Raw genomic sequence first — 15,400 nt, forward strand, 5'->3', positions numbered from 1 at the left:
GGCTCGGACTTCCCACCGCGCTACGCGACGCCTCCCACGACCACTGCGAACGCACCGCCGGGTGCCGACCCGCGCACCTGTCGCGACCGATTCCGGACCTGCGCATGTCGCGGCCGGGTGCCGGTCCGCGCACCTGCCGCCGCACCTTCGGCTGCGTGGTCGCTCAGCCAATGCGCGGCGGCAGGTCGGCGCGATCCTCCGGCGACGCGGCGGGAACCGGCGCGCGGCGGCCGTCAGGCGGCTCGGGTGAGTTCGGCGCGGCCGAAGAGCAGGCCGTATCCGCCCGGCAGTTGCGCGAGGATGCGGTCGATGAGGTGGGGGCCGGCGAGGTGGGTGACGACGTTGAGGACGGCTCCGGTGTCCCAGCGCGCTGTGGCCGGGGTGCCGCCGATGCGGGCGGCGAGGTCCTTGACGAAGCCCCAGCCGGTGAGGGGCTGCGTGGCGGGGACCTCGGAGGTGAAGGCGCGGGCGGCCTCGAGAGGGAGGCAGGCAGCGAGGTCGACGCGCTCGTCGCCTGTGATCTGGCGCCCGAGGGCGGCCAGCACGGCGCGGACGGTGTCCTCCGCCCGCTCACGCGTGGGATAGGCGCCTTCGTAGCGGACTCGCTCCAGCATCTGGTCGAACGTCATACCCGATACGGTCGGGCTCGGTGCCTGCTGGGTGAGCATGATCGGGTGTCTGCCTTTCTCGTCACGGGACTTGTCCGTCACGGAACTCATTCGTCGGTCTTGCGCGTCGGTCTTGACGCATCGGTCCTACGCGTCACGGGTGCGGGCCGCTGCCGGCCGGGTGCGTGTCCCCCGGCCGGCAGTCGGTCCTCGCCTGCACACCGCGTGTCGGTCATGTGCGCGTGGGGCGGCCGAAGAGAAGGTCGTACCCCGGGGGCAGTTGGAGCAGCACGCGGCGGGTCAGTTCGTCGCCCGCGGCGTCGGCGGTCACACTCAGCACGGCGCTGACGTCCCACGTCGCGGTCCTTTCGGTGGCACCTTCGATCCATGCCGCGGTGGCACGGACGAACCGTTCCGGTGAGAGCGGTTCAGCGGCCTGCAGCGGGTTGAGCAGGATCAGCGCGAAGGTTTCCGGGAGCCGGGAGGCCAGCCGGGCCCGCACGTCGCCCACCAGATGCGCGCCCAGCAGGGCGAGCACGGTGCGTGCCGCCCGCTCCGCCTCCTGAGGTGTGCCGTACTCGCCGCGTTCCTGCACCTCTTTGAGGAACGCGTCCCATCGCATCGTCATCGAAGCCCCTTCCTCTCCCGGCCGGAAGCGGAGGGCGGGACGGGAAGGGGAACCGGTTCCCGTCCTCCGCCGCGGCGCGGGCCGGTGCGGGTCAGCCGCTGATCTCCTTGCGGCCGGACTCTCCGCCGATGGTGATCTTGCGCGGCTTGGCTCGCTCGGCGATCGGGATCCGGAGCGTCAGGACGCCCGCCTCGTAGTCGGCCGTGATGTGCTCCGTATCCAGGGTGTCGGCCAGCACGACCTGGCGGGAGAACACACCCAGCGGCCGTTCGGACAGTTCCATCTGTCCATCGTCGGCCTTGGCGACGGGCCGGCGCTCGGCCTTGACGGTCAGCATGTTGCGTTCGACGTCGATGTCGATCGCCTCGCTCGTGACACCGGGAACGTCGAGGGCGATCACATACTCGTCGCCCTCCCGGTAGGCGTCCATCGGCATCGCCGAGGGCCTCGACCACGTGCCACTGGTCCCCAGGAGCTGCTGGGTGAGGCGGTCGATCTCGCGGAAGGGGTCGGTGCGCATCAACATCGCGAAAACACCTCCAGTCGGTTCAGGCAGAAACTGCCAATGCGCTGCACCTGACTCCGTTGTAACATGTCATCGAACCGATGACAAGCGAATCGTCATCAGTGCGATGACAGCGAGAAGTGTCATCAGTAGGACGACACAGTGAAGGGACTCCTGTGAACGCAGCCGAGCAGCCCCGCGAGCCCGGGCCGACCCCGGCCTCGTTCCTCGCCGCAGCAGCTGCGCTGACGGCCATCGACGAGGCCGTGCGCGCCGCCCAGGCCCCGCATCCCGAACAGGGATCCCCACCGGAGCAGGCCGGATCCCGGCAGGCGCTGGCAGCCCTCCTCCTGTTGCGGCAGGTGCGCGACCAACTCGCCGGATGGGAGCCGGGCCTCATCGAGAGGGCGCGCGAGGCGGGCGCGAGCTGGGCCGAGCTCGCGCAGCCCCTCGGCGTCGCCAGCCGCCAGGCCGCGGAGCGCCGCTATCTGCGTCTGCGCCCCGGTGACGCGGGAACCACCGGTGAACAACGCGTGCAGGCCACCAGGGACCGCCGCGCGGCCGACCGCACGGTCACCGCGTGGGCCCGGAGCAACGCGTCGGACCTGCGCCAGCTCGCCGGCCAGATCACCACGCTCGCGGACCTGCCCCCCGCCTCCCGTGCGCCCCTGGCGGAAGCGCTCGGCGACAACGACCCGGCCGCCCTCCTCCGCCCGCTGATCGACACGCACTCCCACCTCGAGAACCTCCACCCGGATCTCGCCGCCCGCGTCCATTCCGTCACCAGGCACACCGATCACCTGCGCCGGCGCAGCGGCGAGCGGCAGCGTCCCACCACGTGACGCCGCCCAGCCGCGCGCACCGGTGCTCCCGCCAGGGGGCGGCGGTGGGCGTCCCGGCGGACGTTTGCGCCACCCGGGCCCGGAGACCCGGTCGGATGTCGACATGCGTGGAGGCAGTCATGGCAGTGTCCGCACAGATCAGCGACGAGCTGTGGAACGAGTTCCACGCCGTGGTCAACATGACGTCACGGGAGTTGCGGGAATGGCTGAGCGTGGAAGCGGCCGGCGAGGAGACCGAGGAGGTTCCCGACCGAGCCGGAAAGCCCACCGGCCGGCGCGTCCTCGATGTCCTCGGCAAGCGTCGCACCGACCTCACGCAGACTGATGTGGAGGTGATGGCACGAGTCTGCGAGATCGTCCGTTCGCAACGGGACCCCTCGCTCGATCCGACGGCCGGCGGCACGGATTGGCGGCACAGCCTGATGGACATCGGCCACGACCCGCTGAAACCGGCGTGAGACCGCCCGGTCCCGAGCCCCGCGTCTTCCGCGTCATCGACCGCTGAAGAGAGGCGGAGCCGATGCGCTCCTCAATCACCGGCTTGCGGGGCCGGAGCCGGCGGCACCACGCGTCGTCCGGGCCGCGCACCGGGATCCGACCGATGTCCTCGTCCCGGCCCTGCCGCACGGCGGTGTGCCGGTCGCGGCCGAGGTCGCCCGTGCTCGCGGCGCCCCGCTGGACGTCGCGGTGGTCCGCACGATCGGCGCGCCGCCAGTCCGGAAACGGGGCTCGGCGCCGTCGCGGGCGACGATCCCCCGCTGCACGAACCTCCGCTGCACGACCGCCGGGCGCTTCGTCTGCCGGGCGTGTCGGAGGATGATCCCTTCTGGCCCGTCGGCGGGTGGTACGAGGAGTTCGCCCAGGTCTGTGACAACGAGGCGACCTCAGCCCTGCGCCGGCCCCCGTGCTCCCCCGAGGGCGGCAACCGGTAGTCACACGTGTCAGGTGGACGCGGAGGCCCCGCGGGCGGGGCCGGTCGGCGATACGGGAAGAAGGTGCGGTCTCTTGGCGGTGCGGCCGTCACCGGACGACCGGCCGCGCATGCGTCTGCGCAGCCACGGTCCGAGAAACGTGGCGGCCCACCGCAGTTCGGCGGTGACGGCGTGCCGTCCGGTGGGGACGGCGGTCCCCGCCGGGGGCAGGGGACGGGTCCAGGAGAGGTCGCTGCCCGGCACCTCGAGGGCGTGCGCGACCGCGGCGGCGATCCGCTGGTGGCCGAGGGGGCCGGCGTGCAGCCGGTCGGGGCTCCACAGGCGGGGGTCGGTGACGACGCGGTGGTGGCCGGTCTCGGCGACGGCCACCCCGTGCCGCCGGGCGGCCTGTCGTATGCGGTCGTTGAGAGCGGTGACGCGGGAGGCGAGCGGCCTCGCGAGCGGGGTGATCCGCGCCAGGTCGGGGAAGGTCAGGGTGGCGACTTGGGCGCCCTGGGCGGCGAGCGCGGCGAACATGGCTTCCAGGTGGCCGGCGACCTCACCGGCGTCGAACCTCGGGCGCAGCAGGTCGTTGACCCCGGCGACCACGGTGGCCAGATCCGGGTTCAGGGCGAGCGCGGGACCGAGCTGTTCGGCGCGGACCTGCCCGACCAGGCGTCCGCGGACGGCCAGGTTGGCGTAGCGCAGGCCGGGGTTGTGCGGTGCGAGGTGCTCGGCGAGCCGGTCGGCCCAGCCCCGCAGGCCGGTCGTGTCGTCGCCGTCCCCCATGCCCTCCGTCTGGCTGTCGCCGAGGGCCACGTACCGCAGGAATCGCGGATCAGTGCCGGTCATGGGCGGCCCGCCTCTCCCGCAGGACCCCGGCCGCGCGTTCACACCAGTCATGGTTGCCCTGCTCGAAGGCGAGACCGCGCAGACACGTCAGATAGGGGCCGACGGGCCTGCCGTGGCGCAGGAAATCACTCTCGGAGCGTTCACCCCGCATGGTGTGCAGCAGACGCTCGAACAGGTCGATCTTGGCCTGGGCGAAGGCGGCGCGTTCGGTGAGCTGCGCGATCAGGGGTCCGATGTCGACATGGTCGGCCGCCTGGACTTTCACCAGCAGGTCGTCGCGGATGTACGACGGCTTGGCGGCAGTGGCCGTGAACTGCTCCAACTCCGCCATGCCGGCGTCGGTGACCTTGAACAGGCGCTTGTTGGGCCGGTTGACCTGCACCACTTCGCGGCCCGCGACCAGCCCGGACTTCTCGAGCCGGGCCAGTTCTGCGTAGAGCTGCTGCGGCTGGGCGTGCCAGAAATTGGCCACGCCCAGGTCGAACGACTTGGCCAGCTGGTACCCGCTCAACTCCTCGTCGAGCAGCGCCGCCAGAACAGCGTGGCGCAGTGCCATCGGATCGCCTTCTCCCTGCCTCTGTCCATGAACCCAGCGAGGATGATACTCATGAATCTTACTAGTCTCATTTATGAGTATGAAGATCAAGTACTACGAAGGAGATGCCGTGACCTCGGCCGACCGTTTCCGTGCCGCCGTCGAAGACCGCGACCAGGCCGCACTGGACGACCTGTTCACCGACGACGTCCGGCTCTTCAGTCCCGTGAAGTTCACGCCCTTCGAGGGCAAGCCGGCAGTGCTGGGCCTCTTCGGGGTCCTGCTGCGCACCTTCGAGGACTTCCGTTACGTCGGGCACTGCGCCGGCACAGCCGAGACGAGCGCCGACGGCACCGAATCGCCGTCGGACGTCCTGCTCTTCCGCGCCACCGTGAACGGTCGGCAGATCCACGGCATGGACCTGCTGCAGTTCGACGACGACGGCCTGATCAAGGAGTTCACGGTGATGGTCCGTCCCCAGTCCGCCGTGCACGCCCTGGGCGAGGCGGTCCTCGCCGGCCTGGTCGCCGACGGCCTGGTCCCCGACCGGCCCGCGCCGGAACCCGGACCGCGTTCGGCGGCCGACGCGCCGGAGCGCTGACACCGGCGGCGACACGGACCGGAGGCCGTGATCGAACCGCTCCCCGGAAAAGTGACGCACGCCCTGGCTGCCCGGGCATCGTTCCTGGTAGCCAGGGCCCTACGCTGAGCGCAACGGAGCGTTCCCATGTCACAGCGGTCGCCCGGGCATCCGTGAGCGGCCACCACAGAGACGGAGCGAGATGTTCGGCAAACTACTGGTCGCCAACCGCGGTGAGATCGCGATCCGGGCCTTCCGAGCCGCTTTCGAGCTCGGTGTCTCGACGGTGGCCGTGTTCCCGCATGAAGACCGGAACTCGCTGCACAGAGCGAAGGCGGACGAGGCGTACCGGATCGGCGAACCCGGCCACCCGGTGCGCGCGTACCTCTCCGTCGAGGAGATCGTGAAGGCCGCCCGCCGGGCGGGGGCCGACGCGGTCTACCCCGGCTACGGATTCCTCTCGGAGAATCCGGAGCTGGCCGCCGCGTGCGAGGAGGCGGGCATCACCTTCGTGGGGCCGCCGGCCTCGGTACTGAACCTGACCGGCAACAAGGCCCGGGCCGTGGCGGCGGCGCGCGAGGCCGGCGTCCCGGTCCTGAAGTCGTCGGCCCCCACGGCCGACGTGGACGAACTGGTCCGCGCGGCCGACGACATCGGCTTCCCCGTGTTCGTCAAGGCCGTCGCGGGCGGCGGCGGACGCGGTATGCGGCGGGTCGAGCGACCCGGCGACCTGCGGGAGTCCGCCGAGGCCGCGATGCGCGAGGCGCGCTCGGCCTTCGGCGACGCGACGGTGTTCCTCGAGCAGGCCGTGATCGACGCCCGTCACATCGAGGTGCAGATCCTGGCCGACGCAGACGGCAACGTCGTGCATCTCTACGAGCGGGACTGCTCGGTGCAGCGGCGTCACCAGAAGGTCGTCGAGATCGCCCCTGCGCCCAACCTCGACCCCGACCTGCGGGACCGTATCTGCGCCGACGCCGTCGCGTTCGCCCGCCATATCGGCTACGTCAACGCCGGCACGGTCGAATTCCTCGTCGACGGGCGCGGCAACCACGTCTTCATCGAGATGAACCCGCGCATCCAGGTCGAGCACACGGTCACCGAAGAGGTCACCGGACGAGACCTCGTGATCGCCCAGCTGCGTATCGCGTCGGGCATGACGCTGCCCGAACTCAACCTGACGCAGGACAGCGTCACACTGACGGGTGCGGCGCTGCAGTGCCGGATCACGACCGAGGACCCGGCCAACGGCTTCCGGCCCGACACCGGGACCATCGCCGCCTACCGCTCCCCCGGCGGCCCCGGTGTGCGGCTCGACGGCGGCACGGTGCACACCGGCGCGTCGGTCTCGGCGCACTTCGACTCCCTGCTGGTCAAGCTGACCTGTGAGGGGCACGACCACGCGAACGCGGTGCGGCGGGCCCGGCGCGCCATCGCCGAGTTCCGTATCCGGGGTGTGTCGACGAACCTGCCGTTCCTCGGCGCCGTGCTGGACGACCCGGACTTCCAGGCCGGCCGGGTGACCACGTCCTTCATCGACGAGCGGCCGTATCTGCTGCGGACCCGGCCGCCGGCCGACCGGGGCAGCCGCATCCTCGGCCACCTCGCGGAGACGACCGTCAACCGCCCGCACGGACCGCGTCCTTCCGTCGTGGAACCGGCGGAGAAGCTGCCCGCCATCGACCTCACGGCCCCGCCGGCCGACGGCTCCCGCCAGCGGCTGGCCGCGCTCGGCCCCCAGCGGTTCGCCGAGGAGTTGCGGGCACAGTCCGCCGTCGCCGTCACGGACACCACCTTCCGCGACGCCCACCAGTCGCTGCTGGCGACCCGGGTACGTACCCGTGACCTGCTCGCAGTGGCGCCCCATGTGGCCCGTACCGCACCGCAGTTGCTCAGCCTCGAGTGCTGGGGCGGCGCCACCTTCGACGTGGCGCTGCGGTTCCTCGCGGAGGATCCGTGGGAGCGGCTCGCGGCGCTGCGCGAGGCCGTGCCCAACATCTGCACGCAGATGCTGCTGCGGGGCCGCAACACGGTGGGCTACACGCCGTATCCGACGGAGGTGACCGACGCGTTCGTGGCCGAGGCCGCCGCCACCGGCATGGACGTGTTCCGGATCTTCGACGCCCTCAACGACGTCTCGCAGATGCGTCCGGCGATCGACGCCGTACGGGCCACGGGGACGGCGCTGGCCGAGGTCGCGCTCTGCTACACCTCCGACCTGTCGAACCCGGCGGAGAAGCTCTACACCCTGGACTACTACCTGCGGCTGGCCGAGGAGATCGTGGAGGCCGGGGCCCACGTCCTGGCCATCAAGGACATGGCGGGCCTGCTGCGTCCGCACGCCGCGCGCACCCTGGTGACGGCGCTCCGGGAGCGGTTCGACCTGCCCGTGCACCTGCACACGCACGACACGGCGGGAGGCCAGCTCGCCACCCTGGTCGCGGCGATCGACGCCGGCGTCGACGCCGTGGACGCCGCGGTCGCGTCGATGGCGGGAACGACCAGTCAGCCGTCGTTGTCGGCACTGGTCGCGGCCACCGACCACACCGAGCGGGAGACGGGCCTGTCCCTGCAGGCCGTGGGCGACCTGGAGCCCTACTGGGAGGCGGTGCGGAAGGTGTACCGGCCGTTCGAGTCGGGGCTCGCGTCGCCGACCGGCCGCGTGTACCACCACGAGATCCCCGGCGGCCAGTTGTCGAACCTGCGGCAGCAGGCCATCGCGCTCGGACTGGGTGACCGGTTCGAGCTGGTCGAGGAGTACTACGCGGCGGCGGACCGCATGCTGGGCCGCCTGGTCAAGGTGACGCCGTCGTCGAAGGTCGTGGGCGATCTCGCCCTGCACCTCGTGGGTGCCGGTGTCTCGGCCGAGGACTTCGAGTCGTCGCCGGAGAAGTTCGACGTCCCGGACTCCGTCATCGGCTTCCTCCGCGGTGAACTGGGTGACCCTCCCGGCGGCTGGCCGGAGCCCTTCCGCAGCCGGGCGCTGGAGGCACGGCCGCCGCAGGCCGAGCCGCCACGGCTGTCCGAGGAGGACCTGCGGGGGCTGCGCGACGAGCGCCGGTCGACCCTCAACCGGCTGCTGTTCCCCGGCCCTGCCAAGTCGTTCGAGTCCCATCGGGAGCACTACGGCGACACCTCCGTGCTGTCGACGAAGGACTTCTTCTACGGGCTCGAGCCCGACGGCGAGCACACCGTCACCCTGGAGCCGGGTGTGACGCTGCTCATCGAGCTGGAGGCCATCTCGGAGGCGGACGAGCGCGGGTTCCGCACCGTGCTGACCCGTATGAACGGGCAGATGCGCCCGGTGTCGGTGCGTGACAACTCCGTCGCGACGACGGTGAAGGCGGCGGAGAAAGCGGACCGCGGCAACGACCGCCACGTCGCGGCGCCGTTCGCGGGCGTGGTCACCCTCCAGGTCACGGAGGGAGCGTCGGTGAGTGCGGGGCAGACCGTGGCGACCATCGAGGCCATGAAGATGGAGGCGTCCATCACCGCGCAGAGCACCGGTACCGTGCGGCGGGTCGCCATCGGCGAGGTCCAGCAGGTGGAGGCCGGTGACCTGCTGATCGAGATCGCGCCGTGACGCGGCGGGACCGGCCCCGCTGACCGGGAGGCAGGGCGCGCGGCGTCGCGGCGACGCTGCGCGCCTGCCGGTTCGCCCCGGTGGGCGGCGGCATGGCCGTCCGGCCGGATTCCACGCGCGGGCCGCGCCGGAGAGCGACGGCACGGCGGGGTGGTCCGCGAGCGGGAAGGGAGCCGCCGTGGGCGTCAGGCGTCCTTGGCGTTGGCCTCCGTGAGCAGGGCGTCGATCCGATCTTCGCTGCCTTGTTCGCATGGTCGCCCTCAGCCGGCACCGCGCCCGGCCGACGCGGCCGGCCGTCGCCGTGATCGGCATGGCGAAGGCCGTCCCCTGATCGCCGTCGCGAAGGCCGTCGCCGTGGGCACCGCCGCCGACCGCTCCCGCCGGAGGAGCACCCACCCGGCGAGGCCGGCGACAGACGTCGCGGTCGCCTCTTCGGGACGAACGGAATTGCGGTGCGCCGGCGATGCCCGCCCCGGTACCGTCGGCCCCCATGACACTGCCGCCCCGTACACGACCGCCGTTCACCGCCGACGAGCGGACCCAGCTCGTCGGATGGCTCGACCTGCAGCGCGCGATCATCCACTACAAGTGCGAAGGACTGTCCGAGGAGGACGCCCACCGTCCTCTTCTGCCGTCGTCGCCGCTGTTGACCATGGCCGGTGTGGTCTCCCACCTCCGCTGGGTTGAGAACACCTGGTTCGAGGTGCTCTTCCTGGGCGGCCCCGCAGAAGGACCGCGGTTCGTGGACGAGCCCGAGGATGCGGACATGCGGGTCAAGGGTGTCCCGTTGGCGCAGCTGCTCGACGAGTACGCGCGGCAGTGCGCGGTCTCGAACGAGATCATCGCCGCGCACTCTCTCGACGAGGCCGGACGGCACCCCGATTTCCGTTCCGGAGCCGCTTCGTTGCGCTGGATGCTGATCCACATGATCGAGGAGACGTCCCGGCACGCCGGTCACATGGACACCGTGCGGGAGCTGCTCGACGGGCAGAAGGGCTACTACTGAGCCCCTCGGCGGGTTCCGAGGTCCTGGACCCACCAGGGGCCGCCGGACGCGTGGTTCACGCCGATGCCCATGTCCTCGAAGCGGCAGTCCAGGACGGCGCCGCGGTGAGCGGGGCTCCGCATCCAGTCGGCGACGACCACCGAGGGGTCCATGGGGCCCCTGTGGATGTTCTCCGCCCACCGGCTCCAGGCGTAGCCGGCGGCTGTCAACCGGTCTCCGCCGTCACGGCCGCGCGGGCCGATGTGCCGGTAGTAGCCACGGGCGGCCATGTCGTCGGCGTGGGCGCGGGCCGCCTTCTCCAGCCGCGGGTCCACCGACAGACGGGCACAACCCGCCTTGACGCGTTCCGCGTTCACCAGGTCGGCGATCCTTGCCGCGTCGTTCCCGGCGGCGCGCCCGGCGGCCGGTGGCGGCGACGCCGTGGTGTCGGCGGGGCCCCGGCCGACGACCGCGCCGCCGCCCGCTCCCGTACCCTGCCGCCCGTCCCCCGCCTGCCACACGGTGAGCACGGCGGCGAGCAACACCGCCCCGCGCATCGGCAGCAGGACGACTCGGGACGGCCGAAGCCGCGTCGGGCGGCGCATGGGTTCTCCTCTTCCGCAGGAAGCGCAGAAGGGGGAGGTTGTCACACCGGCCCGTTCCGTCCGGCGCACCGCGCCCGCCGCTGGGCCCATCGAGGGACCGGTCCTTGACGGTGCGGACATGCGACGGTCACTGCGAGTGACGCTCCGGGATGCGGTTTCCGCCGGTCGCTGGTTCGCTGGTCGGGCCCGCTCTTCCGAGTGACCGCAAGGAGCGATGATCATGAGCGTTGCAGGTGAATCCGGCGGCCGTGCCCGTCAGATGCGTGAGAAGGCGCAGGAGCTGAAGCAGGCAGCGGAGCGCGCCACGGACCCGCAGGAGCGTCAGCGGCTGGAGGAGAAGGCCAAGCGGCTGCAGTCGCAGAGCGAGCAGGAAAGCAGCATGGGCGGCGGCGACATCTACCCGCCGAAGTAGCCCGGGCCGGACGCTGCCCGGCCGGTCGGTGCACTCCCCCGCGAGCGCCGACCGGCCGGGCAGCGTCGTGTCATGCCATACGGACGCGGCGGCGACCGAGGAGCAACCCGTGGACGGCTGCGACGCCGAGCACGGCCGCGGCCACGGCGAGAAGCAGCACGGCGGGGCTCACGGACGCTCTCAGCAGTGCCGCGCCGAGGAGCCCGCCGGCGAACATGGCGCCCACGGACGCGGCGCGGCGGCGCCGGCGCCCAGCGCCCGCCGAGGCACCGGCGCCGGTGGCGGAGGCGGTGCCACCGAGGACGAACCGAGCTTCTCCGAGCAGCCCCGTCATCGCCCGGGTGGCCAGGGTCGTGGGTACGTCCGGCACCGGCGCCTTCATCGCCGTCACGTTCTGCACCCCCATCGCGGCTGCGACGATCGCTGTGACCGCGTAGTGCCGCGCGGTCAGCGGTTGGCCGATTTCCACGATGCCCCATGCCAGCACCGCTCCCCCGCCGAGGAGCACCGCCTCGGCCACGAGCGCGGCGAAGAACCAGCGCGACCCGCGTGCCTGTACGGCCGCCTCGAACCTGCTGCCGACGACGACCCCTGCGGCGAACCCGGCGAGTGAGATTCCCGAGGCCGCCGGGGACAGGTCGTACTCCGTGCCGGCGATCGCGAACCCGAGGAAGAGCAGGTTGCCCGTCTGCACGGCGGTGAAGACCGGGCCCAGCACCAGGAAGCTGACGGCTTCGATCACGCCCGTGGTCATGGTGAGCGCGACCATGGTCGCCGTGAGGGCCGTTTCGGATGCCGGCGTCCGGACCCCGGCCTCCGTGGGCTGCCCCTCGGGCATGCGGCTTTCACCCGCCTTCGTCCGGTCCGGGTGGGTGGCGCCATCGTAAGCGGTGAGGTTGCCCGTGCCCCGGCGCGACCCGGTGGCGAGTCCGTCGGGGGCCTGCCCCCGCCACCGTGGTGCGGGGGCAGGCCCTCGGGACGCCAGGCGGGCGGCTCAGTAGAGCTTGGCGACGGCGGTACGGGTCGTCTTCTTGAAGCCCCTCAGCGGAGCGCCGTCGAGGTCGCCCAACTGACCCCATTCGACGACGGTCACGGTGCGGCCGTCGCGGCCGACCGCGTAGAGGCCGATGTCCGTCGAGCCGACCTCGGGATGGGCGGTGTCGATGCTGTAGACGTGGGCGCCCCCCTCGACGCCGATCCTGCCGTGGTGCAGGGTCTCCCCCTCGATGCCCGGGTACTCGGCCTTCAGCCGGTCCAGGCAGGTCTCGACCGCGCGGCGGAGCTGTGCGGCAAGCACCTTCGCCTTGGCGACCGTGGGTGCGACCGTGGTCGTCTGGCGGGCCGTGGTGTCCAGCTCGGTCCTGAACTCGCGGTGCCGGGTCCTGCCCTTCGAAACGACGCCCTCCGTACACATGGAGTACTCGGGCGGACCCGGCCGGACCGGGTCGGCGGACCACGGAGTCGAGGAGGCGGGCAGCTCCGACACGGAGAGGAACTCGGGTGCGGGGGCGGCGGCGGCCGCGGTCGTGGTCGTGAGCGACGCGACGGTCATGGCCACGGCCGCGGTCGTCACGGCAGCGGTGCGGATGTACTTCATGGCAGGTGTTTCCCCCTGGTCGGTCCGTTGCTGGTCGGTCCATCGCTGATGGATCGCCAGACTGCGCCGCCCGCCTGCCACTTGCAAGGACCGGCCGCCACCGGAGAACGATGGAACCATTCCACCCCCGTTGACGTGGGCTTTGTCGGGTGGGGTGAAACGCCTCCTGAAACGGGCGGACGAGAGGAGCGGGAGTGGTGGAAGGGCCGAGGGACACCGCGGGGCAGGCGTTCGCCCGGAAGCTGAGCGAACTGCGGGCGGCCTCAGGGCGGACGTACGGCTCGCTGTCGCGCCGGACGGGTGTCGGCGCGTCGACGCTGCACCGGTACTGCTCGGGGCGGACGCTTCCGATGGAGTTCGCGCCCGTCGAGCGCCTCGCCAGGCTCTGCGGATGCCGGGGCGATGATCTGGTGGCGCTGCACCGGCTGTGGGTCCTGGCCGACGCCGAACGCAGCAGTCGCCGACAGCTCGGGACGAGGGACGGCACGACAAGTGCCGAAGGGGCGGCCATTCATGACGCCGGCACGACGAGTCCCGGCGCGGCAGAGGCACGAGTGCCGGCAGCCGGCGCGGAGAGGGCGCCTGCCGCGGAGAAGGCACCTGCGCAGGACGCCGAGACGGAGGGGGCGCGTGGCCAGGACGCCGACGCGGGGACGGCGCGTGCGCACAACTCCGACGCGGAGGGGGCGCAGGCACCGGACAGCGGCGCGGAAGCGACCGGTGGAGCCCGGACCAGCCATGCGGAGGACATCGGCACGGCCGGAGGCGCCGGAGGCGGTGCGGCCCGCGGGGCGGCGGGCACCGCGGCCCGGGACGATCCGGCAGGGCCTCGGCCCGGGGAGACGGAAGCCGAGATGGCAGCGGAAGCGGGGACGGGGCGGGCCGGTCGCGGGGCCGTCACCGGGGCGTCGGCCCTGTCGCGGTGCGGACGCCGCCGCGCGTATGCCGCCGCCTTCGGTGCGGCCGTCGTCACGCTCGCCCTGCTGCTCGGCTTCGGGGGCTTCACCACCCCGGGCACTGAACGTGAGCCGTCCCCGAACCCGCCCGCCGAGGCGGCGCCCTTCACCTGGGTCACCGACGATCACGTCTGGCGGAACGGCTGCGGCCACACCTACATCGTCCGCCGCGGCCCGGCCCGAGTCCCGGCGCCGCCGCCCGCGGCCGACGCCGAACAGTGGGCCCGGTCGCTCGATGCGGAGCACGGCGCGGAGACCCAGGTCCGCATCACGCTGCAAGGGAGCGGACGGCAGGCGGTCGTACTCGAATCACTCCATGTACGCGTCACCACGCGCCGTGCCCCTCAGGAACGCCCGGTGTACCGCATGGACGCCGGGTGCGGCGGGTCGCTGACGCCCCGTCTGTTCGACGTGGATCTGGACAGGCCACGGCCCGTTGCCCGCCCGGAGGCAGGCAACGATGCCGGTGTGCCCATCCCCGCCGTCTCGTTCCCGTACCGGATCTCGGCCACCGACCCCGAGGTGCTGCTGGTCTCCGGCCGCACCGTCACGTGCGACTGCGACTGGTACCTGGAGCTGCGGTGGTCCGGCGGCGGGAGGACGGGCACCGTACGGATCGACGACAACGGCCGGCCGTTCCGTACGAGCGCGCCGGGAGGCGGTCCCGTGTACGAGTACGACTACGGTTCTCGCCGCTGGGTCTCGTCCTTGCCGACCTCGCGCAGACCCTGAGCCGTGTCCTGCCCTGCGCTGCGTGTCTCGTCCTTTGTGGTGCGCGCCGCGTCCTGCGCCGCCGACCTGACTTCCTCGACGGCCTCCTTGGCCGGGCCGCGCAGCCCTTCCTGTACGTCGTGGGCGCCCTGCTTGACCGGTTCGAGGAGCTCGTCGGAGTGCTCGCGCAGCTGCTCCCCGACACGTTCCTCCGCCTTCGACGGCGGCAGGAACGCCGCTGCCAGCATGCCCGCGCCGAAGGCCATGACACCGGCGGCCAGGGGGCTGCCCTGGGTGCGTTCTTTCATCCGGGCAGGCGCCTGCTGGGCGCTGCTGCCGAAGTGGCCGGCGGTGGCCTTGGCCTTGCCCGCCGTGGCCTTCGCCTTCTCACTCATCTGATCAGCGCCCTGTCCTGCGGTGTCCGCGACGTTGTGCGCGGTCGAGGACACGCCGCTCCTGGATTCCTTGGCCGAGCCCATGACGTGCTCCTTGATTCCCCTGAGTCGATGCTGCGCCGAGTCGGCCTTCCGGCGGGCGATCCTGCGGGGCGCCATCCGGTCGGCCAGGAGGTCCACATTGCGGGCCAGGTGGGCCCGCGTGTGTTCCACTTCGCTCCTCAGCTCGTCGGGTTGCGTACCCATCGGGCGTCCTCCTTCAGGGTTTCGACGGTCTGCTCGGGTTTGAGGTTCACCTTCCGCATCTGTTTGCGGCCGCGGACAAAGAGGACCGAGCCCACCACGGCCCAGACGGCGGTCACGATCAGTGCCGCCCAGGCCCAGTCCATGACGTTGGCGAGCGCGAAGACAACGGTCAGACTGCCCAGCAGGAGCACGAAGTGTCCCGCGTAGCCTGCGCCGGCGAGCATGCCCGACGCCTTACCCGCCTTCGTCGCCTCCTCCTTCATTTCCGCCTTGGCCAGCTGGATCTCTTCCTGGACGAGTCGGGACACGTCCTTGCTGATCTCACCGACCAGCTCACCGACCGACGGTTCGCCGGTCGACTGCTCGACCGACGCCGGTTCGACGGACCGGCCCGGCCGGGTCCGGCGATCCCGTACCGACGCCGCCCTGTCCGGATGGATGGTGGCCAC

The 15,400-nt window shown here is 71.9% G+C and carries 17 protein-coding genes and 1 pseudogene; 8 read left to right on the forward strand and 10 right to left on the reverse strand.

Translation table 11 applies throughout. The features are described from left to right. Positions 1-233: 233 nt before the first annotated feature. From AB0903_RS13290 to AB0903_RS13300, 3 genes are all read right to left on the reverse strand, one after another. On the reverse strand, positions 234-629 hold the full coding sequence (locus AB0903_RS13290) for a DUF2267 domain-containing protein (protein ID WP_366702229.1): 396 nt from the start codon (positions 627-629) through the stop codon (positions 234-236). A 211-nt stretch (positions 630-840) separates the two neighbouring features. Continuing rightward, on the reverse strand, positions 841-1,236 hold the full coding sequence (locus AB0903_RS13295; RefSeq protein WP_366702110.1) for a DUF2267 domain-containing protein: 396 nt from the start codon (positions 1,234-1,236) through the stop codon (positions 841-843). 91 nt (positions 1,237-1,327) lie between these two features. Further along, positions 1,328-1,762, reverse strand: a complete 435-nt coding sequence (locus tag AB0903_RS13300) for an Hsp20/alpha crystallin family protein (RefSeq protein WP_366702112.1) — start codon at positions 1,760-1,762, stop codon at positions 1,328-1,330. A gap of 155 nt (positions 1,763-1,917) precedes the next feature. Between AB0903_RS13300 and AB0903_RS13305 the strand changes: the two genes are divergently transcribed. The 3 genes and pseudogenes from AB0903_RS13305 to AB0903_RS13315 form a co-directional block, all read left to right on the forward strand. Then, complete coding sequence (locus tag AB0903_RS13305) at positions 1,918-2,583, forward strand: type III effector protein (RefSeq protein WP_366702114.1); 666 nt, start codon at positions 1,918-1,920, stop codon at positions 2,581-2,583. 119 nt (positions 2,584-2,702) lie between these two features. After that, the gene (locus AB0903_RS13310) at positions 2,703-3,041 is read left to right on the forward strand and encodes a DUF3140 domain-containing protein (RefSeq protein WP_366702116.1); all 339 of its coding nucleotides are present in this window, start codon (positions 2,703-2,705) and stop codon (positions 3,039-3,041) included. 145 nt (positions 3,042-3,186) lie between these two features. Further along, positions 3,187-3,353: pseudogene (locus AB0903_RS13315) on the forward strand (phosphoribosyltransferase); the annotation flags it as partial. A gap of 171 nt (positions 3,354-3,524) precedes the next feature. On the opposite strand, the gene AB0903_RS13320 reads toward AB0903_RS13315, so the two are convergent. Both AB0903_RS13320 and AB0903_RS13325 read right to left on the reverse strand, forming a co-directional pair. Further along, the gene (locus AB0903_RS13320) at positions 3,525-4,346 is read right to left on the reverse strand and encodes an SGNH/GDSL hydrolase family protein (protein WP_366702118.1); all 822 of its coding nucleotides are present in this window, start codon (positions 4,344-4,346) and stop codon (positions 3,525-3,527) included. Next, the gene (locus AB0903_RS13325; protein ID WP_366702120.1) at positions 4,333-4,902 is read right to left on the reverse strand and encodes a PadR family transcriptional regulator; all 570 of its coding nucleotides are present in this window, start codon (positions 4,900-4,902) and stop codon (positions 4,333-4,335) included. Before AB0903_RS13325 ends, AB0903_RS13320 begins: the two co-directional genes overlap by 14 nt. A gap of 73 nt (positions 4,903-4,975) precedes the next feature. On the opposite strand from AB0903_RS13325, the gene AB0903_RS13330 reads away from it, so the two are divergent. The 3 genes from AB0903_RS13330 (at position 4,976) to AB0903_RS13340 (ending at position 10,050) form a co-directional block, all read left to right on the forward strand. Next, positions 4,976-5,482 (forward strand): nuclear transport factor 2 family protein, encoded by a 507-nt coding sequence (locus AB0903_RS13330; protein ID WP_366702122.1) that lies wholly within the window; start codon positions 4,976-4,978, stop codon positions 5,480-5,482. A 181-nt stretch (positions 5,483-5,663) separates the two neighbouring features. Then, the gene (locus tag AB0903_RS13335) at positions 5,664-9,044 is read left to right on the forward strand and encodes a pyruvate carboxylase (RefSeq protein ID WP_366702124.1); all 3,381 of its coding nucleotides are present in this window, start codon (positions 5,664-5,666) and stop codon (positions 9,042-9,044) included. Between the two features lie 490 nt (positions 9,045-9,534). Next, positions 9,535-10,050, forward strand: coding sequence for a DinB family protein (locus AB0903_RS13340; RefSeq protein WP_366702126.1), 516 nt, complete (start codon positions 9,535-9,537; stop codon positions 10,048-10,050). Here the strand turns inward: AB0903_RS13340 and AB0903_RS13345 are convergent. Then, a complete protein-coding gene (locus AB0903_RS13345) occupies positions 10,044-10,634 on the reverse strand; it encodes a CAP domain-containing protein (RefSeq protein WP_366702128.1) in 591 nt (196 codons plus the stop codon). The two genes, AB0903_RS13340 and AB0903_RS13345, sit on opposite strands and share 7 nt — an antisense overlap. A 220-nt stretch (positions 10,635-10,854) precedes the next feature. On the opposite strand from AB0903_RS13345, the gene AB0903_RS13350 reads away from it, so the two are divergent. After that, a complete protein-coding gene (locus AB0903_RS13350; RefSeq protein ID WP_366702130.1) occupies positions 10,855-11,046 on the forward strand; it encodes a DUF6381 family protein in 192 nt (63 codons plus the stop codon). A 70-nt stretch (positions 11,047-11,116) separates the two neighbouring features. On the opposite strand, the gene AB0903_RS13355 is transcribed toward AB0903_RS13350, so the two are convergent. Both AB0903_RS13355 and AB0903_RS13360 read right to left on the reverse strand, forming a co-directional pair. Continuing rightward, the gene (locus tag AB0903_RS13355) at positions 11,117-11,884 is read right to left on the reverse strand and encodes a YoaK family protein (RefSeq protein WP_366702132.1); all 768 of its coding nucleotides are present in this window, start codon (positions 11,882-11,884) and stop codon (positions 11,117-11,119) included. A gap of 156 nt (positions 11,885-12,040) precedes the next feature. Then, complete coding sequence (locus AB0903_RS13360) at positions 12,041-12,643, reverse strand: hypothetical protein (RefSeq protein ID WP_366702134.1); 603 nt, start codon at positions 12,641-12,643, stop codon at positions 12,041-12,043. A 197-nt stretch (positions 12,644-12,840) separates the two neighbouring features. Here AB0903_RS13360 and AB0903_RS13365 point away from each other — a divergent pair, with 197 nt between their 5' ends. Continuing rightward, positions 12,841-14,331, forward strand: coding sequence for a helix-turn-helix transcriptional regulator (locus AB0903_RS13365; RefSeq protein WP_366702136.1), 1,491 nt, complete (start codon positions 12,841-12,843; stop codon positions 14,329-14,331). On the opposite strand, the gene AB0903_RS13370 is transcribed toward AB0903_RS13365, so the two are convergent. Both AB0903_RS13370 and AB0903_RS13375 read right to left on the reverse strand, forming a co-directional pair. Next, entirely contained in the window at positions 14,280-14,951 is a 672-nt protein-coding gene (locus AB0903_RS13370; RefSeq protein WP_366702138.1) for a DUF3618 domain-containing protein, read from the reverse strand. The two genes, AB0903_RS13365 and AB0903_RS13370, sit on opposite strands and share 52 nt — an antisense overlap. Then, on the reverse strand, positions 14,927-15,400 hold the full coding sequence (locus tag AB0903_RS13375) for a phage holin family protein (RefSeq protein WP_366702140.1): 474 nt from the start codon (positions 15,398-15,400) through the stop codon (positions 14,927-14,929). The genes AB0903_RS13370 and AB0903_RS13375 overlap by 25 nt, the downstream gene beginning before the upstream one ends.

The organism is Streptomyces sp. NPDC048389 (genome assembly GCF_040706335.1).
Taxonomy (GTDB): Bacteria; Actinomycetota; Actinomycetes; order Streptomycetales; family Streptomycetaceae; genus Streptomyces.